The organism is Streptomyces anulatus (assembly GCF_014650675.1).
In the GTDB taxonomy this organism is placed as follows: domain Bacteria; phylum Actinomycetota; class Actinomycetes; order Streptomycetales; family Streptomycetaceae; genus Streptomyces; species Streptomyces anulatus.
The window spans coordinates 207,975-234,973 of sequence record NZ_BMVK01000005.1; the positions used below are offsets into that span (position 1 = coordinate 207,975).

Consider the following 26,999-nt stretch of genomic DNA (forward strand, 5'->3'; position numbering starts at 1 on the left):
GCTACAGGCGCTCCGTCTCGTCCAGGTAGTCGAGCAGGGTCGCGTCCACGTCGTCGCGGAACCGCGCGAGGACGCGGGTGTCCTCGTCGTAGCGGTAGAGGTCCTCGCAGGCGATCCAGCGGTCGCGGGTCGCGTCGGCGGGCAGGTAGCCGCTCGCGGCCGTGCCGACCTCCCAGTCGGGTTTGCCCGCGGTCTCCCAGCAGCTGGCCAGGGTGCCGTCCGCGCTGATCACCGCGCCGTAGCGGCCCTCGGTGTGGCCGCAGGTGCGGCAGGGCCGGCGGGCGCCGGGACGGCTCACGGTGAAGCCGAGTTCGAGCGCCCGGCGCTGCCACCGGGTGAAGTGGGCCGAGAGCTCGCCCGTGTGCAGCAGGTCGTTGGCGTAGCCGATGCCCACGTCGCCGACCCGGGCGAAGTACAGCGCGCACCGGGAGGGGTCCAGCTCCGCCGCGAGCCGGTCGATGAGCGCGTCGACGCCGTCGAAGGTCTCCTGGGAGACGTTGACCCGAAGGGTCCACCGGATCGGCGTGACCTCGCTCGCCGCGACGATGTTGCGGACGATCTTGTCGTAAGTGCCGCCGTTGTCGGCTCTGTTGACCCGGATACGGTCATGGTCGGCGCGGTCGCCGTCGAAGGTGACCTGGACGGAGTCGAGCCCGAGGTCGGAGAGCCGCCCCGCGAGCCGCGGGGTGAGCAGGGTGGTGTTGGAGATCATCCAGGCCGACGTCATCCCGATGCCCGAGGCCCGCTCCAGCAGCTCCAGACAGCCGCGCGGGTTGAGCAGGGGCTCCCCGCCGAACAGGAGGATCCGCAGCCGGTCCAGTTCGGCCGCTGCCATCTGCCGCTCGGTGAACCCGAGGATCGAGGTGATGGTCTCCGAGGTGAGACGGGTCCGGGCGATCCGGGGCGGACGGCTGCCGTTCGTGGCGTCCTGGGCGGTGTTCTGGAAGCAGTATCCGCAGCCCAGGTTGCAGTTGGTGCTGGTGAGGACGGTCAGCGCGTAGGAGCGGGCCGGCGGGGAGGCGAACATGCCGCGCTCGCGCAGCCGGCGCTCCGTGTCGGGCCGCAGGCCCCCATCGGGGGTGACGTGCCGGCCGCCGAGGCGGACGACGCCGCCCCGGCCGAGGAACCACCAGTTGCGTTTGCCTTCGAGGAGGCGTGCGCCGTCCGGGAGTTGGACCTGTTGCAGGCTCATCGCGTCCTCCGAGCTGTGGGTGGTGCCGTGGTCGGGACGGGGTGGGGGTGGCGGCCGTTCGTGAGGAGCAGAGTCGTCAGCGCCGTGACGAGCGTCGGCTGATACGCCCACCGGAAGTACTGCTGGGGAGCGGCGGAAGCCGGGGCCCGCCCCCGGGCGGTCTTGCCGGGTATCGAGCCGTCCGGCGACCGGGCCCCCGCGAGCATCCCGAGGGCCGCCGTCCCCGAGGGCGTCCGCAGCGGGTCCGAGCCCAGGCAGTGCCGGGCGAGCAGCAGCTTGGCCGCGTACTCCCACGCGCCCTCGCGTACGCAGTGGTCGGTGAGCCGCTCCACCACGCGCAGCGCCCGCTCCCGGGCCTCCGCGTCCAGGCCGGTGTCGCGGAAGCCGTAGTCGGAGAGGTAGAACACGGTGTCCGTCACCTGGCAGACGTCCAGTTCGGCCACCGGCACGCGGTCGGCGCGCGCCAGCATGCTGCACGCGTACAGCTCCTCGTACGAGGCCAGTTCGTGGCCGACGCCCGCGAGTTCGGCGTAGAACCGGGTTCCCAGGTGGAGGTAGGGCGACTTCCGGCGAGGCATCAGATAGCCGTCGGCGGACAGCCGGTCGAGCACGCCGCGTCGGGCGTCGGTGACGGCCCCGGCCGGTGCCAGGGCCGCCCAGATCAGACCGAACGGCCGTGCGCTGTCGGGGGAATGGGCGAGGAGGCGCGGGAAGTCCGGCCGCCGCCAGGCGTGTTCCACGACCGCGAGCACGGGCTCCATGGCGAGGTCGTCCGGCGCGGCCTTCCGCCAGCAGCGGCAGAGCAGCGCGAGTTGCAGGAGCGCCTTCACCCTCGGCGTCACGGGCAGTTCGGCGCGGCCGGCCGGGGAGTCGAGACGGCCCGCGTGGAGCCCCAGCCACCGGCCCGTCCCCGCGGCCAGGGTCGCGACGGTCTCCCCGGCGGCGGTCGTCCCGCCGTCCGCGTCAGGGCCTGACGTTCGCGTAGTCATGGTCTTCCTTCGGGATCGCGGAGTGCTGGGCCACCCGCTCGACGATGTCGGCCGCACGGGCGGCGCCGTCCATCGCGGCCAGCCTCCGGCCGAGGGTCCGGGCGCGGTCGCGCAGGGCGTCGTCCCGCCAGGCCGACTCCAGCAGCGCCGGCCAGTCCGGCCGTGCGGATTTCGGCAGGTGCACGCCCACACCGGCCCGCATGCAGGCACCGGTGAGCAGCGGCTGCTCGGAGCCGTTGGGCGAGGCCGCGAGGGGGCGGCCGCGTACCAGGGCGGCCAGCACGGGGGCGGAGGTGCCGCTGGTGAGCACCATGTCGGCCAGGTCGATCAGCGGGCCCATCCACGGCTTGCGCACCGTCAGGATGTCGGCGCCCGGGGCCGGTTCGGGGCTCGGGGAGCGTCCCTGCTCGACCACGGCCTGGAACCGGCCGCCGGTGAAGGTCTCGTTGAGGTGGGGCCACCGGCTGCCGCCCTCGAAGACGCGCCCGAGGTGGACGTACACCACGGGCTTCCCGGACCGCGCCACCTGCTCCCGGACCGCTTCGACCTCGCCCGCTCCGGGCGTCGGCTCCCAGCGCAGGGGCCCCACGTGCCGGACCCGGTCCGGCAGTTCGGCGCCCGGGTACTCCAGCGCCGGGTCGCCACGCAGCAGCAGGGCGTCGCCCGGCAGCGGGTCGTCCCCCCACCGGGAGCCACGCGCCGGCAGCCCGGCCTGTTCCCGCACCTCGGCGTACTGCTGACGCATCTCGCGGGTGCGGTTCCGCCGGGGCCTGCCCAGCGGCGGTTCGTCGTCCCCGCCCGCCCGGTAGTCCCACAGATGGACCGAGAGCCCGACCACCACCACGGGAAGGCCGAGCACTTCGGCGGCGAGCAGGGTGCCGTGGCACAGCACGGAGGTGATGAGCAGGTCGGCCCGGTCCGCGCGGGCGGCGCGCACGGTCGCCCGGTACTGGGCCATGGCGGAACTGCCCCACCACGCGACGGAGAACGCGCGCCGTTCGCCGAAGTCCTCCGTCGCCGCGAACGGCAGTCCGGCGTCGGCCGCGACGGGCGCGGCGCCGGACCTGCCCAGCACGCTGACGTGATGGCCGCGGCGCCGTAGCTCACGACCGGCCGCGATCGTCGGGTAGAGGTAGCCGCCGTCGCTGAGCGGGCACAGCAGGATCCTCATGACGCCTCCCGGCCGGGGCGGGCCGGCCGGATGCCGGACGAGGCGTACCGGAGCGGAGCGGCCGATGCCGGGAGTTCCCGCACCGCGTGCACCGCGTGCACCGCGTGCTGCGGGGCCCGGTGCGGGCGCCGGCGCTGTGCCGGTAGGGCGGCGGGGGTCACGCGGTGCTCCCTCGTGGCGTGGCGGGCGGTGGCCGGCGGTGGCGCGGCTGACAGGGCGGAAGGCCGACGGGGCGGGCCTCACGGCGGCCGGGGCTGACGGCGGGCGCGCCTGACGGCGGCCGGGCCGCAGCGGTCGGGCCTCACGCCTCACAGCGGGCGGGCCCGACGATGGCAGGGACTCCGGCGCCCGGAACGGTCGGTCCGAGCGCCGGGGCCCGCGCGGTGAACTGAACTCGACGGGGCGAGTTACTGCAGCATGTCGCTGTTGTTGGTGACGCAGACGCCCGCCTCGTCCTCGCCGTCCTCGCTGTGCGCGACGACCTCGAAGTCCTCGGCCTCGGTCGGCTCCTGGCTCTGGTTCTCAGGCATGTTCTTCTCCTCAGTCGACGGTGTCGGTTGCACCGGCTGAGAAGGAACGTACGGATGCGCGGTATGGGAACGCCTGATCGTCGGCACGACGCCGGTATACGGCCCATGACACGGGCACGGAGGGAGCGGCCTTCACGGGGTACGTGCGTGGGGGAGCGGCCTTCACGGAGTGCGTGCCTGGGGGAGCGGCTTCAGAGGATGCGGGCCGGTGGAGCGGCCTCGGCAGGTGAAGACCGGTGGGGCGCTACGCGTCCGGCGACGGCCGTACCGTACGGGGTCCCACGCACCGGGCCCCGTACGCCTCGACCCGCTGCCGCAGTCCGCGGTCGGCGGTGACGACGACGCAGTCCCGGTCCGGGGCGGCCCCGGCCGCCAGCTCGGCGATCAGGTCGTCGCCGCTGCCGGGGGCCGGGTCCACCCGGACCCCGGCCACGGAGGCGACGCCCCGGGCGGCCCCTTCCACGACGAGCACCAGCTCGACGGGGCCGGGCAGCCCCGGCAGTCCGGCCGCCGCGTACGGGACCAGCGAGTCGCGCAGCCGGGTCGCCGCCCCGCGCCGGTCACGCCACCACCCGTCGGGCACGGAACCGACCACGTTGGCGGCATCGATGATCACCAGCACCGCATCGTCCTCGCTCATCCCCGCAGGGTGTCACGAGGGGCGCGGTGCGACGGGTCGTCAGTTCCCGGTGGCGGGGGACTTCTTCGCTTCCTCGGGGATCGCGGTGTCCTCGCGGATCGCCTTCCACAGCTGACCCGCCTGCGGCTCGACCGCGATCACCCGGTTCTTGTCGATCTTGTCGTAGGCCACCGGCAGCATGATCGTCTCCATCGAGGCCGGGTCGACGCCGTTCATCGAGCGGGCGAACTCCGCCAGCGAGGTGAGCGAGGCGAGCCCCGAGTCGGTGGTGAGCGACTTGGTGGCGGACTTGGCGATCTTGTACGAGTTCGCCGGACTGCCCAGCAGGTCCTGCGACTTGACCTCGCTCAGCAGGGCCATCAGGAACTGCTGCTGGAGCCCGATGCGGCCGAGGTCGCTGCCGTCGCCGATGCCGTGCCGGGTCCGGACGTACGCCAGGGACTCGGTGCCGTTCAGCTTCTGCGGGCCCGCGGTGAGGCTCAGCCCGGAGGCCTTGTCGTCGATGTCCTGCGGTACGTCGACGGTGACCCCGCCGATGGCGTCGACCAGGTCCTTGAACCCGGCGAAGTTGATCTCCAGGTAGTGGTCGATGCGGACGCCGGACATCTTCTCCACCGTCTTCACCACACAGGCCGGACCGACCTGGGAATAGACGGAGTTGAACATGACGCGTTCCTTGGCGGACACCGTGGATCCGTTGTCGCCGACGCACTCGGGCCGGGTCACCAGGGTGTCGCGCGGGATGGAGACGGCGACGGCCTTCGACCGGCCCTCGGGTATGTGCACCACCATCGCGGTGTCGGAGCGCGCGCCGCTGACGGCCCCGCCGCCGCCCAGCTCCTTGTTCTCCGCCCCGGCACGCGAGTCCGAGCCGAGGACCAGCAGGTTCTGCCCACTGGTGGGCAGCCTCTCCGGGCGGTCCTCACCGAGCGCCTTGTTGATGTCGACGCCCTTGATGTTCCCGTCGAGCTGGCTGTAGAGCCAGTACACGGTTCCGCCGGCGGCGAGCAGCAGGACGAGCAGGACACCGAGCGTGATCTTGAGGCCGCGACGCCGCTTGCGGGGCTTGGGCGAGCGTCGGGAGGCGCGTGGGCCCGGAGGCATGACGTCGTTGCTCATCCTGCAGGAGTCCCTTGTTCTCTTGGCCCGGAAGGGCGGTGTGGAGTTGGGGACTCGGGTGGGGCCGGTCCACGCGCGTGGGGGGCTTGAGCGTGCACTATAGACAGATTTTCGAATGTTGTGTAATTCTTCACGGACTCTTCGGGTCCCGTACACGATCGTCACCCGTGGCGCGATGCCGCGTGGACTCCTCCGTCACGTCGTCGTGCCGGGGGAGCGCTGCACTCCGGGCCGAACAGAGATTCTATGATGGGTGCGTATCGGTCTGCCGCCTGTCGGAACGCCAACGCGTTGTCCGGGGCGGGGCCGAGGAACTTCTGGGAAGGACGACCTCACGTCATGCCGGTCAGATCCAAGCGCGCTGCCCGGAGAGGGGCCCCGCACCCGGGTGCCGAGGACCACGACGCCCGCGTACAGCACGACGATCCCGCATCCCTCCGCGCCCGTTCCACCGCCGGCGGCCGGTGGCTCGTCCTGGGCAAGGACGGCAGGCTCACCGCCTACGCGTTGGCCGCACAGGGACTCCTGCGCTGGACGGAGGAGTCCCCCGGCGGACCCCGGTGGACCGGCCCGGTGCTTCTTCCGGCTCCGCATCTCACACATCTGTCCGTGGCCCAGGGCGCGGGCGGCTTCGTGCACTTCGTCGGCCGCCGTGCCGTCGAGCGGGACCACGGCCAGGCCGTCGACCTGGTGAGCGCCACCCAGTTCCAGTCCGGCCGGCCCCTCACCGAATGGCGGTCGCTCGGGAACCAGCACAAGGAACCCGAGAAGGCGGCGCGCATCGGCATCCCGGCGGCCGCGGTGGGCCAGTCCGGTGCGCTCCACGTCTTCGTACGGAACGCGAACGGCAGTCTCGTCGTGCGGCGCGAGACCGCCGCCGGCAGCTGGCAGGGATGGCAGGACCTGAAGGTCGGAAAGGTCCGGGACGGCGCGGCCGCGGCCGCCACCTCGACCGGCCGCGTCGAGCTGGTCGCCCCCGGCGACGGTCTGACGATGCGCTGGACCCAGAGCGAGCCCGGCGGCGCCTTCCGGCGCGACCAGGACATCCCGTTCGGCCACGCCCCCGGGAGCGCCGTCGCACTGGAGACCGCGCCGGAACGGATGACGTTCTACTGGGCGGACGAGGGCACGGGAGGCGTCGTGGCGTACCGTCCGGGCACCTGGGCCATTTCCCTGGGCGGCTCGGCGTCGAACGTCCCGGTGGCCGCCCTGCGCGCCGCGCTCGACGGCTACGACTGCACGGTGCTCGCCCACCGGGGTCACGACGGCCAGGTCATGCTCGCGGCCTGCGGTACGGAGAACGAGGGCGGCGGCGTGTGGTGGTCGCCCACCGGGGAGAGCTGTGCGGGCGGTCCCGCGCTCGCGCACGACGTGTACGGGCGTGTGGTGCTGGCCCTGATCGGCGAGGACGGGGCCCTGCACGTGGCCCGCCAGCGGCGCGAGCCCGGTCTCGCCCTGGAGCCTTCCGTACGCGTGTGAGACGGCGACGGCGGGAGCACCCTCGGGGCGCTCCCGCCGTTCGTGTTCCCGGGCCCGGCCGGGCCCGCGTGGCGGGCTCAGGTGAGGAGCTTCAGCCCGATCGACAGGTAGTTGCTGTCCGTGTAGTACGGGTGGAATCTCACCGACCGGCCCTGGGGCGTGGCGACGACCCGCTGGGGGAAGACGTTCACGGGCTTCCGCTGCACGATGTCGTCGGCGAAACGGCCGATACGCAGCCGGTGCGCCGTCCCCGAGACCGTCAGATTCGCCGGGATGCTCAGGGACAGGTCCCAGATGGTGTCGAGCTCGATCAAGCGGTCGCCGTACTGCAGGAGATCGATGGTGAAGCTGGCGCCACCGTTCGAGAACGCGCAGGGGATCGTGAAGAACGACTCCTTGTTCTTCCGGCTCTGCGCGATGATGTGCGCGCCGTGCCCGTCGGCGTCGACCTGCGGGCCGCCCTGCGCGGCGGCGACTCCCAGGGCGAACATCTGCACGTTGAGATGGGAACCCGCCGTCTCGATCCCGAGGACCTCCGCGTGCGCGGGAAGCTCGCGGGAGACGATCTGGAGATACCCGCCGTCGGGCGAGCGCGTGAACGACCGGAAGCGCACCGGGGAGGAACTCGCGCCGGAGATGAGCGAGTTCGCGGACTGCTGGAGTTCCTTGACCTTGATCCGGCGCATCACCCCGTCGTCCTCGCGGCGCAGCAGGACGTTCCAGGTCCCGGTGGCCAGCCGGAGCTGCCCGGGGATGGCCGCGTAGTGCCCGTTGGCCGTCTGCTCCGCGGGACCCGTCATCAGGGCCTGCCGGCCGTCCGCCGCGTTCACGCACAGGACGGTGAACCGGTGGCCGGTGGCCCGGGTCGGGTCGACGACGAGTTCGAGGTCCCCCGAGGAGGTGGCCCGGCACAGCGCCTCGGGGCGGTAGTCGCGGGCCGTGAGCAGCCTGGCGAGATACGTCTCGTACGTGACGGCCTGCGACTCGTTGCTGTAGTTGCGGGCCTTCTCGACCGCGTTGGCACCCATCTGCGCCCGCGTCTCGGCGTCCCCCATCAGCCAGTCGAGGTTCTTGGCGAACGTCTCCGCGTCGCCCACGGGGGACAGCGCGCCGTCCACACCGTCGGAGATGATCTCGGAAGGGCCGTGCGGGCCCGCGGTGCTGAGCACCGGGACGCCGCAGGTCATGGCTTCCACGATCGTCAGTCCGAAGGTCTCGTCCGTCGAGGTCGAGGTGTGCAGCGCCGACTTGGCCAGCTCCTCACGAAGGTGCTTCGTGTGCCCCATGAGGAGGATGCGCTCGGTCGCGCCCATGTCGTCGATCTGCTTGCGGAGCTTCGGCTTCTCCGCACCGCTTCCGTAGATGCGCAGGGTCCAGTCGGGGTACTTCGCGCCGAGCCGCCCGAACGCGTCGACGAGGAGGTCGAACCGCTTCCAGTCGACCAGCCGGCCCGACGCGGTGACGATGCGCGACTCACGTACGTCGGACCGCATGAACGTACCGGTGACCGCGTTGGGAACGGCGTGGAAGTCGGTGCCGACCGCGCCGTAGGCGTCCCGGTGCGTCTGGGCGTCCTTCGACGTCACCGTGACGAAGCCGTCCAGCTGCGGGATGGCGAGGTCCAGCATCTGCCGCGAGGCGCGGCTCTGGTGGTGGTAGTGCGTGTGCGCCTGGCCCAGCGTGATGTATCTGCCGGTGCCCAGGGCGGCCACGAGCGCGATGGCGCTGGGCGACGTCGCGATGACGACGTCGGCATCGGCGCTCTTCAGGTACTCGGCGGCACGCTCGTCCATCAGCCGGCTGTAGCGGTTCTTGTCGTCGGGCTTCCACCCGGCGCCGGGGCAGCGCTCGGTGGCGACCTGGTGCTGCGGATGGGCGAGGTCCGGCGAGCCGTCACGGGTGTCGATGAGGGTGCGCAGCGTGATGCCCGGGTCGAACCGCAGCGGCGGGGTGTCGTGGTACTGGAACGTGCTCACCAGCTCGACCTCGTGCTGCCGGGCGGCGAGGGAGTTGGCGAGGGTCTGCGTGGCGACGGACGTACCGGCCTGCCCGTACGCGCTGTACATCAGGAATGCGATCTTCACGGGGTTCCCCTGGATCAGTGGCCGTGCGGCCCGGCTCAGTCGGTCTGACTCTCGGAGTGGTTCAGGACCTGCGAGAGTGCGGATTCGAAGGCGGAGTCGGGCGCCGACGTCGGGTCCTGCCGCCGTACGTCGATCACATGCCCCGTCATCGCGGAGAGGAGCACGTCGAGCGAGCTGCGCGCGACCTCCTCGGACGAGAGCAGGGACCCCTCCGGCTCCTGCCCGAACGCCTTGGTCCGCATCGGGGTCGCGGTGCGCTCGGGGTTCACGCAGTTGACCCGGATGCCGTCCTCGGCCCACTCGTCCGACAGGGCCTGGGTGAGGTTGACCATGGCGGCCTTGGTGGAGGAGTACAGGCTGTACTCGGCGCGGCCCCGCGTGTAGCTGCTGGAGGTGAAGAGCAGCAGCTGTCCGCCGGTCTCGGCCAGGTACTTGTACGAGGTGCGGGCGATGTTCACGGGCGCGAGGTAGTTGACCTCCATCGCCTCGCGGACCGTGGCGTTGTCGGCCTGGTCGAGCCGGCCGATGCGCAGCACGCCCGCCGTGTTGACGACGAAGTCGATCCGGCCGGTCTCGGCGTACGCCCTGGCGAAGGCCTCGTCCACGTGGTCGGGGTTCTCGACATGGGTGCCGGTCGTGGAGCGCCCGAGGGCGTAGACGTTCGCCCCGTACTCCCGCGCTATCCGGGCGATGTCGCCGCCGATCCCGTACGAGCCGCCGAAGACGAGCATGGTCCGGCCCGCCAGCCGGTCCCGGTAGAACTCCTCGCCGCTGTGTGCCGGAGCCGTCGTGGAGGCCAGCTGGAACAGCTTGTCGGCGATGAAGACGTCGACGGGCTGGGTCACCTTCATGTTGTACTCGTCGCCGGTCACCACGTGGACGGGGACGTCGGGCAGGTACTTCACGACGACCGAGCAGTCGTCGGTCGCCTGGAAGAACGGGTCCGCGGCGGCGTGTTCGTACGCGGCGCGGATGGTGGAGAGCCGGAAGCCCTGCGGGGTCTGCCCCCGCCGGAGCCGGGCGCGGTCGGGCACCTCGGTGATGAACTCCCCGTCGTCCCCGTGCGTCCGGGTGACGATCACGGTGTCGGCCGACGGGATGGCCACGTCGACGGCACGGTAGCGCTCCAGCGCGGCCACGCATTCCTTGACCACACGCTGGGACAGCATCGGGCGCACGGCGTCGTGGAACAGCAGATTGCAGTCCTCGTCGGCGCCGAGCCGCCCGGACACCGCCGCGATCGCGATGTTCGTCGTCTCGCTCCGGGTGCCGCCTCCCGCCAGTACCGCCGACACCTTGCGCAGCCCCGCACCGGAGACGATCTTCTCGGCCTCGGCCACATGGCTCGGCGTCATCAGCACGATGACGTCGTCGATGTCCGGAGCGTTCTCGAAGACCCGCAGGGTGTGCTCCAGGATGGGCCTCCCCGCGATCTTCAGGAGCTGCTTCGGGATGGCGAGCCCGATGCGCTGCCCGGTGCCACCGGCGAGGACGACGGCGACTGTGCGGCGACGGCTGGCGCGCGTGGTCAAGAGGAGCCTGCTTCCTGTCGAGGATGAGGGAGGACGCGAGGCCCGGACACGGAGCGTCCGGGCGGTGCGGAGTTCTGCGGGGTGTGCGCGGCGGGTACGCGGTCAGGCGGGCTGACGCGGCTGCTGCTCGGGGAAGCCGGGCTGGTCCGGGTGCTCGACGGGGAAGTCCCGGATCCCGGACCGGTACAGCGTGTTCGCGGCCTCGGCGAAGCGGACGGTCGACGGCGGGTTGTCCGGTCCCAGCAGGTATTCCTTGAGCTGTTCCCGGTACGGGGCCATCACGTCCTGGTCCACGGAGAGCATCGCGGTGAGCGCCGTCTCCAGACCGTTGCACTCGGCGTCGAGGAGGTACGAGGCGTACGCGGTGCGCTGCTCGTTCCGGAACTCGGCGTCGGGGAGCCCTTCGAGATTGAAGATGGCGTACGGCTTACGGGTCGCCACGAAGTCCGAGACCACGCTCGACATGTCCCCGATGAGCAGATCGGAGTGGTTGAAGCAGTCGTACAGCGTGGGCACCTTGTCGGTCACGACATGGTGCGCGTCGACGGGCAGCGAGTCCCAGTAGAGCGCGCCGGCCTGGTGGCGGAACTTGCGGATACGGGTCGTCCGCTCCGCCTCCGTCAGGTCCGGGTACTTGGAGCGGACGCCGCGCTCCTGGAGTGCGGCGAGGCGCTTGTCGATCCGGGCCAGCCGGCGGGCCGCGGTCTTCGAGTCGAGGATCTTGCGCCCGAACCGGCGGGTGTTGTCCTCCTGGAGGAGCGCGATGATCCGCCGGTGCGCGGCCGCCGCCGCGGGGGAGCGGGTGCCGGTCAGCGGGTGCGGCTTGTAGATGATCCGCAGCTGCTCCTTGTACGAGAGCAGGGTGCGTATGAGGTGCTCGCCGGCCGGGATGACGGAGGTGTAGCAGGCGTCGTCCGTCCAGCCTTCCCAGGTGGGGGCGTAGATGACGGTGGGTATCTCGTTGTCGACCGAACCCGTCCAGCGGCGCAGGGGCATCAGCTGCGGGCGGCCGACCTCCACGATCTGATGGGCGGTCACCGCGTGCTTGATGCGCTCGTAGCGGTCGCGTCCGGCGCGTCCGGCCACCCAGATCTCGTCGAAGACCTTGCTGACGCGGTTGCTGCTGGCCAGCTTGTCGCTGTCGCCGTGACCGATGAAGACGTGCTTGACCTCGTGCCGCTGGAGCATGTGCACGTTCTTTCCGGCGTTGCCGGGGTAGAGCGTGACGCGGAGCTCGGGCATCTCGACGCGGGCCAGGTACTCGGCCTTGGGGACGCAGATGACCGGTACGGAGGTGGCGTCCAGGAAGCGCAGGGTGGCCCGCTCACGCAGCACGATGATGGGGCGCAGGTCCAGTTCCTCCAGCGACTCCAGCCACATGTTCACCTGGTACATGAAGTCCCGGGAGACGGCGGCGAAGGTGAAGTACAGGGCGACCTGCGGCCGGTACTGCCCGAGCTGCCAGTTCAGCTCGTCGAGGGCCTCGTCGGGGGTGGGCAGGATCAGCGCGTTCCGGGCGCCGGGCAGCAGGACGAGCACGGCCAGGAAGGCGAGCCAGACCGCGGCGATTCCGCCGAAGGTCACGTACTGCCAGTCGTCCGTGGCGACGGTGCCGATCGCGCCGGCCACCAGCGGGACGTCCAGGTGCAGCATCTTGCGGACGTGCTTGCTCGTGAGGAACGGATGCGGCAGGCGGCGGATGCCCAGGGCTTCGAGGTCCAGCCCGCGGGTGGTGAAGGGCAGCGCCGCGCGTTCGGACTTGACCCGCTTGATCATCGCGCCGTAGACGAGCTGCAGGGTGAAGAGCAGCAGCAGGCCCACCGCCGTCATCTGGATGACGAACGAGTCGAGGTCGATGATGGCGCCGCAGAGCGCGAGCAGCAGGAACTGACGGATCAGGAAGCGGATGGTGAGCCCGAAGCGCGAGTCCCTCAGCCGGTCCAGGGTGGAGGACTCGGCGGTGTGCAGGAGCAGGTCGGCCAGATAGCTGACGGCCGCCGCGAAGGCGAAGACGGGCAGCGACACCATCACGACCGCGGCCATCATGGCCACGAAGCTGAGCACCAGAGCAGCTGTGATCAGGACCCCCAGCACGGCCTGACGTTTTTGCTTGCCCATGGGCTGCCGACCCCTCCCTCTAATGATCTTGTGCGGTGCTGGCTACGGTGCCGGCCAGGAACAGGGACTGCCGCACGTCACAGTGGGGCCGTTCCGCGGTGAGGCTCAGGTGCGGACGGTGTGTAAGGAACTTGTGAAGCATCCGGTCAAACTTTAGACACTGAGCGGACTCAACTGAGAACTTTCAAGGGTTAAAAGTAGAACAATTGTCGTCTGGATACCGAACAGTTATGAACGGTTGGCTGTCGCGTGACCGAATTGATGGATTTGCGTCGTACGTAACGGCGGTGGTCCCGGTTCAGGCGGTGACGCCCGGAGCCGGGCACGCGTAGACGGCGAGACGCCGGTGCTCCGGTGTCTTGACCGAGAAGCCCACGCAGAGCTGCGGCTCCGGCGCGGCCCGCACCGCTATCCCCTCGGGCTCGCGGTATTCCAGCTCGGGCGCCACGGTCACCTTGCGCCGGCCCGCGACCTCGCCGGTGCGTACGTCGAGCGCCGACACGTAGGTGTCGCCCCCGCCCGACGGAGGGTTGGCGCCGGCTTCGTCCGTGTAGCCCTTGCCGGTCAGCTGGTAGATGTGGTTCCCGTGCAGCGCGCACCCCTGGACCCACTCGCCGTCACGCAGAGCGCCGTCGACGACCGTGTGCAGGGGTTCGTACCGCCCGTCGAGGAAGTCGTCCGTCCGGTAGACCGCGTAGTGGTGCGCCTCGCCGATCCAGTGGCTCACCAGGACCCGGCCGTCCACCGGGTCGAACGCCGGATGGAGCTGGCGGCTGCCCGGCAGCGGCCGGTGGTGCCGCACGGCCGACGACGAACTGTCCAGGACGGCCCCGTCACGGAAGGGGACCCGGGCGACGGCACGTCCGTAACCGGTCCCCTCGTCCACATCGGACTCCACCCAGAGCAGCACGTCCTCGCCGGAGGACTCCACGCCCATCGAGACCCCGTGGCCGAACCCCCGTAGATACATGTGCCCGGCGGCACGCCCCGAGAGGGACAGCACCGAGACGCACATGTCGCCCGCCATCTTCCGGTCGTGACCGGAGACCGGCTCCTCCTCGTCGGGGAGCCGGAGCCCGTCCGCCATCACCTGCACCGCGTACACCCGGTCGCCCGCGGCGTCGAAGGCGAACGACTGGGGCCCGCTGACGGTGCGCAACGGGCTCGGCGGCAGCAGCGCCACCGCATCGTCCACGGCGAACAGCCCGACGGTCGCCGGGGTCGGTACACGGTTCTCGCGTCCGCTCACCCAGGTCAGCACGCCACCCGTCGCGACGATCGCCGTGCCCCCGCCCGCGAGGAGGACCGCTCTGCGGCTTATGTGATTTCTGGTGCCGGTCATACCGTGTGCGAACGCCGTTCCGCCCGTGGACGGCAACCGTCCACTTCCCGGGCTGCTCAGGGGTGAGATCAGGGCATTCTGTCATCACCCCACCGGGACCGGTCCGGGCAGGCACGAAGGGTACGACTCGTCGCCGAGCCGTACCCTTCGCGTTCCGTCCGTCGTGAGCGTTACGCCGGCACGCTCGCCACGCCCCGCTCCAGGAACGGCTTGCCGTTCACCCGCTGGGAGACGCCCTCACGGTCCAGGTACGGCGTGATGCCGCCCAGGTGGAAGGGCCAGCCCGCGCCGGTGATCAGGCACAGGTCGATGTCCTGGGCCTCGGCGACGACGCCCTCGTCCAGCATCAGGCCGATCTCCTGCGCCACCGCGTCGAGCACGCGGTCGCGGGTCTGCTCCTCGGTCAGGACGGTGTCGCCCTGCTTGAGGAGGGCGGCGACCTCGGGGTCGAGGACCGGCGCACCGGAGTCGTAGACGTAGAAGCCGCGCTTTCCGGCCTTCACGACCGCCGCGAGGTTCTCGGAGACCGTGAAGCGCTCCGGGAAGGCGCGGTTCAGGGTCTCGGAGACGTGCAGACCGATGGCCGGGCCCACCAGCTCCAGGAGCACCAGCGGGGACATCGGCAGGCCGAGCGGCTCGACGGCCTTCTCCGCGACCTCGACCGGGGTGCCCTCGTCGATGACGTTCTGGATCTCGCCCATGAAGCGGGTGAGGATGCGGTTGACGACGAACGCCGGGGCGTCCTTCACCAGGACCGCGGTCTTCTTCAGCTTGCGGGCCACACCGAACGCGGTGGCCAGCGAGGCGTCGTCCGTCTGCTCGCCGCGCACGATCTCCAGCAGCGGGAGGATCGCGACCGGGTTGAAGAAGTGGAAGCCGACGACCCGCTCCGGGTTCTTCAGCTTCGACGCCATCTCGGTCACCGACAGCGAGGAGGTGTTGGTGGCGAGGATCGCGTGCGCCGGGGCGACCGCCTCGACCTCCGCGAACACCTGCTGCTTGACGCCGATCTCCTCGAAGACGGCCTCGATGATGAAGTCCGCGTCCGCGAAGCCCTCGGCCTTGTCGAGGACACCCGAGACCAGGCCCTTGAGGCGGTTGGCCTTGTCCTGGTTGATACGGCCCTTGCCGAGCAGCTTCTCGATCTCGGCGTGTACGTAGCCCACACCCTTGTCGACACGCGCCTGGTCGATGTCCGTGAGGACGACCGGGACCTCCAGGCGGCGCAGGAACAGCAGCGCCAGCTGCGAGGCCATCAGACCCGCGCCCACGACGCCGACCTTGGTGACCGGGCGGGCCAGGTTCTTGTCCGGGGCGCCGGCCGGACGCTTGGCGCGCTTCTGGACCAGGTTGAAGGCGTAGATGCCGCTGCGCAGCTCGCCGCCCATGATCAGGTCGGCCAGCGCCTGGTCCTCGGCGTCGAAGCCGGCGGACAGGTCGCCGTCCTTCGCCGCGGCGATGATGTCCAGCGCGCGGTACGCGGCCGGGGCCGCACCGTGCACCTTGGAGTCGGCGATGGCCCGGCCGCGGGCGACGGCCGCGTCCCAGGCGTCACCGCGGTCGACCTCGGCGCGCTGAGGCGCGACCGTGCCCTTGAGCACGTTCGCGGTCCAGATCAGCGACTGCTCCAGGAAGTCCGCACCCTCGAACAGCGCGTCCGCGATGCCGAGTTCGAAGACCTGCTTGCCCTTGAGCTGACGGTTCTGGTTCAGCGAGTTCTCGATGATCACCGAGACCGCGCGGTCCGCGCCGATCAGGTTCGGGAGCAGCGCGCAGCCGCCCCAGCCGGGGACCAGACCGAGGAAGACCTCGGGCAGCGAGAACGCCGGGAGCGCCGTGGAGACGGTGCGGTAGGTGCAGTGCAGACCGACCTCGACACCGCCGCCCATGGCCGCGCCGTTGTAGTACGCGAAGGTCGGGACCGCGAGGCCGGAGAGGCGGCGGAAGACGTCGTGGCCGCCCTTGCCGATGGCCAGCGCGTCCTCGTGACGGCCGAGCAGCTCGACGCCCTTGAGGTCGGCGCCGACCGCGAAGATGAACGGCTTGCCGGTGATGCCGACACCGGTGATGGTGCCCTCGGCAGCCTCCTTCTCGACCTGGTCGATCGCGGCGTTCAGGTTCGCCAGCGACTGCGGTCCGAAGGTGGTCGGCTTGGTGTGGTCCAGGCCGTTGTCCAGCGTGATGAGGGCGAAGTTGCCCGCACCGGCCGGAAGGTCCAGGTGGCGTACGTGCGCCTGGGTGACGACCTCGCCGGGGAACAGCTCGGCCGCACCCTTCAGAAGCTCAGTGGTGGAGCTCACTTGTTGCCTCCGTCAGCATTGAAGTGCGGGTTCTCCCAGACGACCGTGGCGCCCATGCCGAAGCCGACGCACATGGTGGTCAGGCCGTAGCGGACCTCGGGCTGCTCCTCGAACTGCCGGGCCAGCTGCGTCATGAGCCGGACACCGGAGGAGGCCAGCGGGTGGCCGTAGGCGATCGCGCCGCCGTACTGGTTGACGCGGGCGTCGTCGTCGGCGATGCCATAGTGCTCCAGGAAGGCGAGCACCTGCACGGCGAACGCCTCGTTGATCTCGAAGAGACCGATGTCCTCGATGGACAGGCCGGCCTGGGCCAGCGCCTTCTCGGTCGCCGGGATCGGACCGTAGCCCATGACCTCCGGCTCGACGCCCGCGAAGGCGTAGGAGACGAGGCGCATCCTGACCGGGAGGCCCAGCTCGCGGGCGACGTCCTCGGCGGCGAGCAGGGACGCGGTGGCGCCGTCGTTGAGACCCGCGGCGTTACCGGCCGTCACGCGGCCGTGGGCGCGGAAGGGGGTCTTCAGACCGGCGAGGGACTCCATCGTGGTGCCCGGACGCATCGGCTCGTCGGCGGTGACCAGGCCCCAGCCCGTCTCACCGGCTTCGGCGTTGGTGCGGCGCACGGAGACCGGCACCAGGTCCTGCTGGATCTTGCCGTTGGCGTACGCCTTGGCGGCCTTCTCCTGCGAACGCACCGCGTACGCGTCGGCACGGTCCTTGGTGATCGTGGGGTAGCGGTCGTGCAGGTTCTCCGCCGTCATGCCCATGAACAGGGCGGACTCGTCGACCAGCTTCTCCGACACGAAGCGCGGGTTCGGGTCGACGCCCTCGCCCATCGGGTGGCGGCCCATGTGCTCGACGCCACCGGCCACGACGACGTCGTACGCGCCGAAGGCGATCGAACCGGCCGTCGAGGTGACGGCGGTCAGCGCGCCCGCACACATGCGGTCGATCGAGTAGCCCGGGACGGACTGCGGCAGACCGGCCAGGATTCCGGCGGTACGGCCCAGCGTGAGGCCCTGGTCCCCGATCTGCGTGGTCGCGGCGATGGCGACCTCGTCGATCTTCTTGGGGTCCAGGTCCGGGTTGCGGCGCAGCAGCTCCCGGATGGCCTTCACGACGAGGTCGTCGGCGCGGGTCTCGTGGTAGATGCCCTTGGGGCCCGCTTTGCCGAACGGGGTGCGGACGCCGTCGACGAAGACGACGTCCCGGATGGTACGAGGCACGGTGGCTCTCCTCCAGGGTGCGGGATGGCACTGCTGCGGGGCACGCCACGGGGGCGCGCCGCCTGCCCTCATGCTACTTGCGGGTAACCAGACTGCCCACCCCTCGCGGCCGGAGCGTCGAAGGTCACACCGCCCCGGCGCCCGGTGCAGGCCGCCGAAGCCGCCCCGCGGTGGAGGAAAGGGCCCAGAACCTGGCGTGATTTCGACCATCGGTTCGGTCCGCGGACCGGGCCCGGGTAGCGGAAAACCCCCGGCCGGTGACCGGGGGTGTCCGCTGCGTCACGGGATCAGGAGGCGTCCAGCGCCCGCACCAGGAGCGGGGCGACCTGCTGGATCTGCCAGTTCCGCGCCCCGTACCCGGCGAGGGTGTCCTCGACGGCGCCCGGGGTCGGGTTCTTCGGCGGCTCCCAGCAGACCCGGCGCACGGTGTCCGGGGTGATCAGGTTCTCCTGGGGCATGTGGAGGCGCTCGGCCAGCTCGGAGACGGCGGTACGGGCGGCGGAGAGCCGGGCCGCGGCGGCCGGGTCCTTGTCGGCCCAGGAACGCGGGGGAGGCGGTCCGGCCGGCTGCTGGCCGGGCTGCGGCAGCTCCGACTCGGGCAGCGCCTTGGCCCGCTCCACGGCCGCCTGCCACTGCTCCAGCTGACGGCGTCCCATGCGGTGGCCGAATCCCGGCAGCGCGGTCAGGGCCTGCACATCGACCGGCAGCGCGAGCGCGGCCTCGACGATCGCGGCGTCGCCGAGCACCTTGCCCGGCGAGACGTCACGGCGCTGGGCGACCTGGTCACGGGTGGTCCACAGCTCCCGTACGACGGCCATCTGACGGCGCCGGCGCACCTTGTGCATGCCCGACGTGCGGCGCCAGGGGTCCTTGCGGGGCGGTGCGGGCGGCGCGGAGGCGATGGCGTCGAACTCCTCCCGGGCCCACTCCAGCTTGCCCTGCCGCTCCAGCTCCTCCTCCAGCTCGTCGCGCAGGTCGATCAGGAGCTCCACGTCGAGCGCGGCGTAGCGCAGCCAGGGCTCGGGCAGCGGGCGGGTGGACCAGTCGACGGCGGAGTGGCCCTTCTCCAGGGCGTATCCGAGGACGTTCTCCACCATCGCGCCGAGGCCGACGCGCGGGAAGCCCGCGAGCCGTCCGGCCAGCTCGGTGTCGAACAGCGAGGTGGGGGTCATGCCTATGTCCCGCAGGCACGGGAGGTCCTGGGTCGCCGCGTGCAGGATCCACTCCGTGCCGGACAGCGCGGAGCCGAGGGCGGAGAGGTCGGGGCAGCCGACCGGGTCGATCAGGGCGCTGCCCGCGCCCTCGCGGCGCAGCTGTACGAGATAGGCGCGCTGGCCGTAGCGGTACCCCGAGGCGCGCTCGGCGTCGACGGCCACCGGGCCGGTGCCCGCGGCGAAGGCCGCGACCACCTCGGCGAGGGCGTCGTCGGACGTCACCACCGGGGGAATGCCCTCGCGCGGTTCGAGCAAGGGGATCGGCGCCGGGGCGACGTCGTCCGGGGGAGCGCCCCCGGTGGTTCGCAGTGAAGTGTCTGCTGCGGTCTCTTGGGCGTCGGTCACGTGTCAAGGGTATCTGTGTATGCACGGAGCCCGTCGACGGAACGTTCCGTCGACGGGCGGCCATGCGCGTATTCCAGCCGGAGGCGCATCGATGCACGTCCCGGCGGGGTGCGGTCAGTGGATGATGCCCGTCCGCAGGGCGACCGCGACCATTCCGGCACGGTCTCCGGTGCCGAGCTTGCGGGCGATGCGGGCGAGGTGGGACTTGACGGTCAGGGCGGAGAGGCCCATCGAGACGCCGATGGCCTTGTTGGACTGGCCTTCGGCGACCAGGCGGAGCACCTCCACCTCACGTCCGGACAGTTCGCGGTAGCCGCCCGGGTGGCTCGGGGAGCCGGGAGGCCTGCGGTGCATACGGGCCGCGTTGGCGCCGATGGGGGCGACGCCGGGGCGGGTGGGATGGCCGATGTTGGTTCGGGTGCCGGTGACGACGTAGCCCTTCACGCCGCCCGCGAGGGCGTTGCGAACGGCGCCGATGTCGTCGGCGGCGGAGAGGGCGAGACCGTTGGGCCAGCCTGCGGCGCGGGTCTCGGACAGCAGGGTCAGCCCGGAACCGTCGGGCAGGTGGACGTCGGCAATGCAGATGTCGCGCGGGTTGCCGACGCGGGGGCGTGCCTCCGCGATGGACGACGCTTCGATGACGTCACGAACTCCGAGGGCCCACAGATGGCGGGTGACGGTGGAACGGACGCGCGGGTCGGCCACGACGACCATGGCCGTCGGCTTGTTCGGGCGGTAGGCGACCAGGCTTGCGGGCTGCTCAAGGAGAACGGACACCAGGCCTCCTGGGGGGAGTGGCGGGACGGGCCGGCTCGGGGGGTGAAGCCGGGGGCGAACCGTGCTTGAAGGGTCATTGACCTCTTCGGCAGCGGACCCGTCCTCCTTTAGGGGAAGATCGCGATTTGATGCGTAACAATTCGGGCAAATAGGACGCGCGATCGATTGTACGAAAAGAGAGCCGGTGCTTGTGCGAAACGGGTGACGGAGTGTTACTAAACCTGTGGCCCGCGCCGCTGCGGCAACGTCACCACCGCCGCGTCCGCCGGATCGGACGGCGGCAGTCCCGCGATCTGGCACAGCAGATCGCCCCAGGCCATCAGGTGCGACGCCGTGTCCGGCACACCGCCGCGCGACTCCCTCGGCGTCCACGAGGCCCGGATCTCGATCTGCGTCGCCGGGCGGCGCGCGGACAGCGCACCGAAGTAGTGCGATCCGGCGCGTGTCACCGTCCCGCCGGCCTCTCCGTACGACAGGCCCCGCGCGTCCAGCGCACCCGTCAGCCAGGACCAGCACACCTCCGGCAGCAGCGGGTCCGCCGCCATCTCCGGCTCCAGCTCCGCCCGGACCAGCGTCACCAGCCGGAACGCGCCCTGCCATGCGTCGTGCCCCGCCGGATCGTGCAGCAGGACCAGCCTGCCGTCCGCGAGATCGTCCTCGCCGTCCACCACCGCCGCCTCCAGGGCGAACGCGTGCGGAGCGAGGCGCTGGGGCGGCCTGGTCACCTCCACCTCCAGCTCCGGGCGCAGGCGCGCGGAACGCAGAGCGTCGACCGCCGCCAGGAACGCGGGCGGCACGGAAGGACCCTCCGCGCGGTCCTTGCTTTCAACGCCATCGGAATGATCGGAAAATTGTCCCTGAGCCGGAGCCATGCGGGGAAGAGTAGGCGGAAGCCGGGCCTCGCGCAGGGAGAGACACCCGTGCGGGGCCGGGCTCCTTCGGCGCGCGTGCGAAGATTCTGTGCGTGAGTGCCAACGACAGCCCTTCGGGCCAGCAGACGACGACCTCCGCCAGCCTCGACGCGGTCCGCCACGCCACCCACGACTCGGCGTTCCTGCGGGCCTGCCGCCGCGAACCCGTCCCGCACACGCCGGTCTGGTTCATGCGTCAGGCGGGGCGCTCGCTGCCCGAGTACCTGAAGGTCCGCGAGGGCATCGCGATGCTCGACTCCTGCATGATGCCGGAGCTGGTCGCCGAGATCACCCTGCAGCCCGTACGCCGCCACAAGGTCGACGCCGCGATCTACTTCAGCGACATCGTCGTGCCCCTGAAGGCCATCGGCATCGACCTCGACATCAAGCCCGGCGTCGGCCCCGTCATCGCCGAGCCGATCCGCACCCGCGCCGACCTGGCCCGGCTGCGCGACCTCACCCCCGAGGACGTCCCGTACGTCACCGAGGCCATCGGGATGCTCACCGCCGAACTGGGCGCCACCCCGCTCATCGGCTTCGCCGGGGCCCCCTTCACCCTCGCCAGCTACCTCGTCGAGGGCGGCCCCTCGCGCAACCACGAGCGCACCAAGGCCATGATGTACGGCGACCCGCAGCTCTGGGCCGACCTCGTCGACCGGCTCGCGGAGATCACCGGCGCCTTCCTCAAGGTGCAGATCGAGGCCGGCGCGTCCGCCGTCCAGCTCTTCGACTCCTGGGTCGGCGCCCTGGCCCCCGCCGACTACCGCCGCGCGGTGCTGCCCGCCTCCGCGAAGGTCTTCGACGCCGTCGCCCCCTACGGCGTCCCCCGCATCCACTTCGGCGTCGGCACCGGCGAACTGCTCGGCCTGATGGGCGAGGCCGGCGCGGACGTCGTCGGCGTCGACTGGCGGGTCCCGCTGGACGAGGCCGCCCGCCGCGTCGGCCCCGGCAAGGCGCTCCAGGGCAACCTCGACCCGGCGGTGCTGTTCGCGCCGACCCCGGCCGTCGAGGAGAAGACCCGCGAGGTGCTGGACGCCGCCGCCGGTCTGGAGGGCCACATCTTCAACCTGGGCCACGGCGTCATGCCGACCATGGACCCGGACGCGCTCACCCGGCTCGTGGAGTACGTGCACACGCAGACCGCGCGCTGAGCGAGCGGTCCCGGGGCCCCGCGCCCCGGGACCGCCGTCAGCTCCCCGCGCCCCGCACCGCCGTCACCGTCTTGCGGGCGGCCACCAGCACCGGGTCCCAGACCGGCGAGAACGGCGGGGCGTACCCCAGGTCGAGCGCCGTCATCTGCTCCACGGTCATCCCGGCCGTCAGCGCCACCGCCGCCACGTCCACCCGCTTCGCCGCCCCGTCCCGGCCGACGATCTGCACCCCGAGCAGCCGGCCCGTGCGGTACTCCGCGATCATCTTCACCGTCATCGGCTTCGCCCCCGGGTAGTAGCCCGCCCGCCCCGTCGACTCGATGGTCGCCGTGACGTAGCGCAGCCCGACCGCACGGGCGTCCTTCTCCCGCAGCCCGGTCCGGGCGATCTCCAGGTCGCAGACCTTGCTCACCGCCGTACCGACCACGCCCGGGAACGTGCCGTAGCCGCCCCCGACGTTGGAACCGATCACCTGGCCGTGCTTGTTGGCGTGCGTGCCCAGCGCGATGTGCCGGGTGCGGCCGGCCACCAGGTCCAGGACCTCCACGCAGTCGCCGCCCGCCCAGATGTTCTCGTGGCCCACCACCCGCATCGACAGATCCGTCAGCAGCCCGCCGTGCGGGCCCACCGGCAGCCCGGCCCCGCGCGCCAGCGCCGTCTCCGGCTCCACGCCGATACCGAGGACCACCACGTCCGCCGGATACGTCCCCGCGTCCGTCGCCACCTCACTCACCCGGCCGTCCGGACCCGTGAGGATCCTGGTGACGGCGGCCCCGTTGACCGTGGTGATGCCCAGCCCGTCCATCGCGTCGTGGACGAGCCGCCCCATGTCCGGGTCGAGGGTCGCCATCGGCTGCTCGCCACGGTTGAGGACGGTCACCTCGAAACCCCGCTTGAGCATCGCCTCGGCCATCTCGACGCCGATGTAGCCCGCGCCCACCACGACCGCGCGGCGCTCTCCGCCGGAACCCACGGCGTCCAGCGAGTCCAGGAGCGCCTGCCCGTCGTCCAGGGTCTGCACCCCGTGCACCCCCGGCGCGTCCATGCCGGGCAGCGCCGGGCGCACCGGACGGGCCCCGGTGGCGATCACCAGCTTGTCGAAGCCCGTCCAGTACATCTTCCCGCTCTCCCGGTCCAGCGCCTTCACCCGCCGCCCGGGGACGTCGAGTTCCGTCACCTCGGTCCGCATCCGCAGATCGATGTCCCGCTGCCGGTGCTCCTCGGGGGTGCGGGCGATCAGGTCGTCGCGCGCCTCGACGTCGCCGCTCACCCAGTACGGGATGCCGCAGGCGGAGTACGAGGTGAAGTGGCCGCGCTCGAAGGCGACGATCTCCAGCGCGTCCGCCCCCTTCAGCCTGCGGGCCTGTGACGCGGCGGACATGCCCGCCGCGTCACCGCCGATGACCACCAGTCGCTCCGCTGCCATGCCTGGTCCCCTTTCGCGATTCGCCGATCCGGCGAGTCAGGTCCCCACGCTACGGCGCTGGTGCGCTTCAAGGCGCCGGTGTCCCCTCCTTCTCCGGCGTGCCCGCCGGGGCGGCCGTACGGGCCGCCCCACGACGGCGCAGCGCCCGCCACACGAGCAGCGCCAGGGCCCCGGTGAGCAGGAACGGCAACGCGGCCCCGAACGCCACCGCGACCCACCGCAGCATCGTCACGAACGCGCCCCAGCCGCCGCCCAGGGCGTCCAGGAACCCGGCGTCCTCATCCCGCCCCTCGTCGTCCGGAGCGTCCGGCGGCGTCAGGTCCAGGGTGATCGTCGCCAGCGAGGTGCGGTCCTTCAGGCTCGACTGCTGGGCGAGCAGCGACTCCAGGTCGGACTGACGGCTGCTCAGCTCGCCCTCCAGGGCCACCACATCGCTGATCTTCTCCGCCCGGTCCATCAGCTCCCGCACCCGCGCCACGCTCGCACGCTGCGTGGCGATCCGGCTGTCCACGTCGACCACCTGGTCGGTGACGTCCTTCGCGTTCGAGGTGCGCGACAGCAGCTTCCCGGAACCGGCCAGCTCCCGCAGCACCTCCTGGAACCGGTCCTGCGGAACCCGCAGCACCAGGTGCGAGGTCTCGTAGGTGTCGTCGAGCCGCTCGGTGTTCTCCGTCGCGACCAGGCCGCCCGCGCCCTCCGCGACACCGCGCGCGGCGGCGACGGCCTTCGGCACGCTCTTCACCTCGACGGAGAGCGTGGCCGTACGGATGACGTGCGTGGCCGCCGCCCCCGGCTTCGGCGCCGCCTTCGACCCGGACGGCTTCCCGTCCGCCCGGTCCTCGGCCGACGACGCGGCCCCGTCGGCGTCCGCCCCGGCGCCTTCCGGCCCGTCCGCGAACCCCTCGCGCGGCGCGGCCTTCCCGTCCGTCGCCTTCTCGTTGCTGCCCGACGAGTCGCCCGACGCCCCGCACCCGCCGACGGCGAGCAGGAGGCCGAGCACCCCGGCCGCGAGCGCGGCCCGCCCGCGGGCGCGGGCGAAGGATCGATCGGTTCTGCTGTCCAATTCCATAACTGGTCCCCCCAGGACGGTGGTTGATGGTGCCGGTTCGACGCGGCCGCTCCGGGACCGGTTGCCGGTGTGCGGTTTCGAAGTGGTCACGGTCAGGACGCGGAACGGGTTTGAGAGAGTGGACCCATGCAGCGTTCTCAACAGCGTGCGGAAACGCCCCCGGGCCACGTCGTCGTCATCGGCGGCGGCATCGCCGGCCTGGCGGCCGCCCACCACCTGGTCGCCACCGGACTGCGGGTCACCCTCCTGGAGGCGACGGACCGGCTCGGCGGGAAGCTCATGACCGGCGAGGTCGCGGGCGTCCAGGTCGACCTGGGGGCCGAGTCGATGCTCGCCCGGCGCCCCGAGGCGGTCGCCCTGGCCCGCGAGGTGGGCCTCGCCGACCGCCTCCAGCCGCCCGCCACCGCCACCGCCTCGCTGTGGACGCGCGACGCGCTGCGCCCCATGCCGAAGGGGCACGTCATGGGCGTCCCCGGCGACCCGGCGGTGCTCGGCGAGGTGCTGTCCCCCGAGGGCCTGGCCCGGATCGCCGAGGAGCGCGACCTCACCCCGACCCCCGTCGGCGACGACGTCGCGGTCGGCGCGTACGTCGCCGACCGGCTCGGCCGCGAGGTCGTGGACCGGCTGGTGGAGCCCCTCCTCGGCGGGGTCTACGCCGGTGACGCCTACCGGATCTCGATGCGCGCCGCCGTCCCCCAGCTCTTCGAGGCGGTGAAGGAGGGCGGGCCGCTGCTGGAGGGCGTACGCCGTATCCAGGAGCGGGCCGCCGCCCGGCAGCAGACCGGCCCCGTCTTCCAGGGCATCGAGGGCGGCATCGGCACCCTCCCGGCCGCCGTCGCCGACGCCGTACGGGCCGGTGGCGGCGAGATCCTCGACCGGACCCCCGTCCTCGGCCTGACCCGTACGGAGTCGGGCTGGGCGGTCCGCACCGACACCCGGACGATCGCCGCCGACGGCATCGTCCTGGCCACCCCCGCCTGGTCCGCCGGCACCCTGCTGGCCGCCGAGTCCCCGGCCGCGTCCGCCGAGCTGTCCGGCGTCGAGTACGCCTCGATGGCCCTGGTCACCCTGGCCTTCCGGCGGGCCGACATCGAGCGCCACGAGGCCCTGCGCGGCCGTTCCGGCTTCCTCGTACCGCCGGTCGACGGGCACACGATCAAGGCGTCCACGTTCTCCAGCAACAAATGGCAGTGGGTCGCGGACAGCGCCCCCGACCTGTTCGTGCTCCGCACCTCCGTCGGCCGGTACGGCGAGGAGGACCATCTGCACCGCGAGGACGAGGAGCTCGTCGCCGTCTCCCTGCGCGACCTCGCCGCGGCCACCGGACTCACCGCCCGGCCCGTGGACACCGAGGTCACCCGCTGGATCGGCGGCCTGCCGCAGTACCCGGTCGGCCACCTCGCCCGGGTCGCCCGGATCCGCGACGAGGTCGCCAAGCTCCCCGCCCTGCGGGTCTGCGGCGCGGTCTACGACGGGGTCGGCATCCCCGCCTGCATCGCGAGCGCGCGCCGGGCGGCCGACGAGATCGCGGGGGAGCTCACGGGGGAGATCGCGGGAGAGATCATCGCCACGTCGACCCTGGTTCGGGGCACGGGGAGCGAGGCGGGACAATAGCCGTATGAGTGCTCCTGAGACTGTGACATCAAGCAAGAGTCCGAACGCCGGCAAGAAGGCCAAGGACCTCAACGAGGTCATCCGCTACACCCTGTGGTCGGTCTTCAAACTGCGCGACGTGCTCCCGCTGGACCGCGCGGGATACGCCGACGAGGTCCAGGAGCTGTTCGACCAGCTCGCGGCCAAGGACATCACCGTCCGAGGCACCTACGACGTGTCCGGTCTGCGGGCCGACGCCGACCTCATGATCTGGTGGCACGCCGAGACCTCGGACGAGCTCCAGGAGGCGTACAACCTCTTCAGGCGCACCAAGCTCGGCCGCGCCCTCGACCCGGTCTGGTCGAACATGGCGCTGCACCGGCCGGCCGAGTTCAACAAGTCCCACGTCCCGGCGTTCCTCGCCGACGAGACGCCGCGCGACTACATCAGCGTCTACCCCTTCGTCCGGTCCTACGACTGGTACCTGCTGCCCGACGAGGACCGCCGCCGTATGCTCGCGGACCACGGCAAGATGGCCCGGGGCTACCCGGACGTCCGCGCCAACACCGTCGCCTCGTTCTCGCTGGGCGACTACGAGTGGGTCCTCGCCTTCGAGGCGGACGAGCTGTACCGCATCGTCGACCTGATGCGTCACCTGCGCGCCTCCGAGGCGCGTCTCCACGTGCGCGAGGAGGTCCCGTTCTACACGGGCCGCAGGAAGAGCGTCGCAGACCTGGTGGCCGGGCTCGCATAACCAGCGAGTCCCGCACCACCCCAACCCGGAAGATCAGAAG

21 protein-coding genes are annotated in these 26,999 nt (G+C 71.6%); 4 read left to right on the forward strand and 17 right to left on the reverse strand.

Annotated features, from left to right (window positions below; translation table 11 throughout):
* Position 1 precedes the first annotated feature (1 nt).
* From IE272_RS15070 to IE272_RS15095, 6 genes are all read right to left on the reverse strand, one after another.
* On the reverse strand, positions 2–1,192 hold the full coding sequence (locus tag IE272_RS15070) for a radical SAM protein (RefSeq protein ID WP_190007063.1): 1,191 nt from the start codon (positions 1,190–1,192) through the stop codon (positions 2–4).
* On the reverse strand, positions 1,189–2,181 hold the full coding sequence (locus IE272_RS15075; protein ID WP_190007064.1) for a DUF6895 family protein: 993 nt from the start codon (positions 2,179–2,181) through the stop codon (positions 1,189–1,191). The genes IE272_RS15070 and IE272_RS15075 overlap by 4 nt, the downstream gene beginning before the upstream one ends.
* Positions 2,156–3,352: a glycosyltransferase gene (locus IE272_RS15080; protein ID WP_190007065.1), complete on the reverse strand. Its 1,197-nt coding sequence runs from the start codon at positions 3,350–3,352 to the stop codon at positions 2,156–2,158. The genes IE272_RS15075 and IE272_RS15080 overlap by 26 nt, the downstream gene beginning before the upstream one ends.
* A 407-nt stretch (positions 3,353–3,759) precedes the next feature.
* Positions 3,760–3,882 carry a hypothetical protein gene (locus IE272_RS39105; RefSeq protein ID WP_256726093.1) on the reverse strand — a complete coding sequence of 41 codons (123 nt, stop codon included), beginning with the start codon at positions 3,880–3,882 and terminating at the stop codon, positions 3,760–3,762.
* A 244-nt stretch (positions 3,883–4,126) separates the two neighbouring features.
* Positions 4,127–4,522: a PIN domain-containing protein gene (locus IE272_RS15090; RefSeq protein ID WP_050357149.1), complete on the reverse strand. Its 396-nt coding sequence runs from the start codon at positions 4,520–4,522 to the stop codon at positions 4,127–4,129.
* 39 nt (positions 4,523–4,561) lie between these two features.
* Entirely contained in the window at positions 4,562–5,641 is a 1,080-nt protein-coding gene (locus tag IE272_RS15095) for an LCP family protein (RefSeq protein WP_190007066.1), read from the reverse strand.
* Between the two features lie 339 nt (positions 5,642–5,980).
* Between IE272_RS15095 and IE272_RS15100 the strand changes: the two genes are divergently transcribed.
* Positions 5,981–7,120: a PLL family lectin gene (locus IE272_RS15100; protein WP_179890671.1), complete on the forward strand. Its 1,140-nt coding sequence runs from the start codon at positions 5,981–5,983 to the stop codon at positions 7,118–7,120.
* A gap of 77 nt (positions 7,121–7,197) precedes the next feature.
* On the opposite strand, the gene IE272_RS15105 is transcribed toward IE272_RS15100, so the two are convergent.
* The 9 genes from IE272_RS15105 to IE272_RS15145 form a co-directional block, all read right to left on the reverse strand.
* On the reverse strand, positions 7,198–9,204 hold the full coding sequence (locus tag IE272_RS15105; RefSeq protein ID WP_190007067.1) for a glycosyltransferase: 2,007 nt from the start codon (positions 9,202–9,204) through the stop codon (positions 7,198–7,200).
* Positions 9,205–9,239: 35 nt separating this feature from the next.
* On the reverse strand, positions 9,240–10,736 hold the full coding sequence (locus IE272_RS15110; RefSeq protein WP_050357153.1) for a bifunctional cytidylyltransferase/SDR family oxidoreductase: 1,497 nt from the start codon (positions 10,734–10,736) through the stop codon (positions 9,240–9,242).
* A 102-nt stretch (positions 10,737–10,838) separates the two neighbouring features.
* Positions 10,839–12,854: a hypothetical protein gene (locus IE272_RS15115; protein WP_056698413.1), complete on the reverse strand. Its 2,016-nt coding sequence runs from the start codon at positions 12,852–12,854 to the stop codon at positions 10,839–10,841.
* Between the two features lie 298 nt (positions 12,855–13,152).
* Positions 13,153–14,196, reverse strand: coding sequence for a phage baseplate protein (locus IE272_RS15120; protein ID WP_190007068.1), 1,044 nt, complete (start codon positions 14,194–14,196; stop codon positions 13,153–13,155).
* Between the two features lie 170 nt (positions 14,197–14,366).
* Complete coding sequence (locus tag IE272_RS15125) at positions 14,367–16,496, reverse strand: 3-hydroxyacyl-CoA dehydrogenase NAD-binding domain-containing protein (RefSeq protein ID WP_050357156.1); 2,130 nt, start codon at positions 16,494–16,496, stop codon at positions 14,367–14,369.
* Positions 16,493–17,719 (reverse strand): thiolase family protein, encoded by a 1,227-nt coding sequence (locus IE272_RS15130; protein ID WP_050357157.1) that lies wholly within the window; start codon positions 17,717–17,719, stop codon positions 16,493–16,495. The genes IE272_RS15125 and IE272_RS15130 overlap by 4 nt, the downstream gene beginning before the upstream one ends.
* A gap of 287 nt (positions 17,720–18,006) precedes the next feature.
* Complete coding sequence (locus IE272_RS15135; RefSeq protein WP_073959850.1) at positions 18,007–19,278, reverse strand: HRDC domain-containing protein; 1,272 nt, start codon at positions 19,276–19,278, stop codon at positions 18,007–18,009.
* 114 nt (positions 19,279–19,392) lie between these two features.
* The gene (locus tag IE272_RS15140; protein WP_003965521.1) at positions 19,393–20,055 is read right to left on the reverse strand and encodes a response regulator transcription factor; all 663 of its coding nucleotides are present in this window, start codon (positions 20,053–20,055) and stop codon (positions 19,393–19,395) included.
* Positions 20,056–20,270: 215 nt separating this feature from the next.
* A complete protein-coding gene (locus IE272_RS15145) occupies positions 20,271–20,927 on the reverse strand; it encodes a DUF3000 domain-containing protein (RefSeq protein ID WP_050357159.1) in 657 nt (218 codons plus the stop codon).
* A gap of 92 nt (positions 20,928–21,019) precedes the next feature.
* On the opposite strand from IE272_RS15145, the gene hemE reads away from it, so the two are divergent.
* Positions 21,020–22,117 (forward strand): uroporphyrinogen decarboxylase, encoded by a 1,098-nt coding sequence (gene hemE, locus IE272_RS15150; RefSeq protein WP_056698400.1) that lies wholly within the window; start codon positions 21,020–21,022, stop codon positions 22,115–22,117.
* Positions 22,118–22,154: 37 nt separating this feature from the next.
* On the opposite strand, the gene IE272_RS15155 is transcribed toward hemE, so the two are convergent.
* Positions 22,155–23,543 (reverse strand): FAD-dependent oxidoreductase, encoded by a 1,389-nt coding sequence (locus IE272_RS15155; protein ID WP_050357160.1) that lies wholly within the window; start codon positions 23,541–23,543, stop codon positions 22,155–22,157.
* A gap of 67 nt (positions 23,544–23,610) precedes the next feature.
* Complete coding sequence (locus IE272_RS15160; protein ID WP_190007069.1) at positions 23,611–24,612, reverse strand: DUF4349 domain-containing protein; 1,002 nt, start codon at positions 24,610–24,612, stop codon at positions 23,611–23,613.
* A gap of 126 nt (positions 24,613–24,738) precedes the next feature.
* On the opposite strand from IE272_RS15160, the gene hemG reads away from it, so the two are divergent.
* Together hemG and hemQ are read left to right on the forward strand one after the other, a co-directional pair.
* Positions 24,739–26,226 carry a protoporphyrinogen oxidase gene (gene hemG / locus IE272_RS15165; RefSeq protein WP_056698394.1) on the forward strand — a complete coding sequence of 496 codons (1,488 nt, stop codon included), beginning with the start codon at positions 24,739–24,741 and terminating at the stop codon, positions 26,224–26,226.
* A gap of 4 nt (positions 26,227–26,230) precedes the next feature.
* Positions 26,231–26,959, forward strand: a complete 729-nt coding sequence (gene hemQ, locus IE272_RS15170; RefSeq protein WP_026290345.1) for a hydrogen peroxide-dependent heme synthase — start codon at positions 26,231–26,233, stop codon at positions 26,957–26,959.
* Positions 26,960–26,999 lie beyond the last annotated feature (40 nt).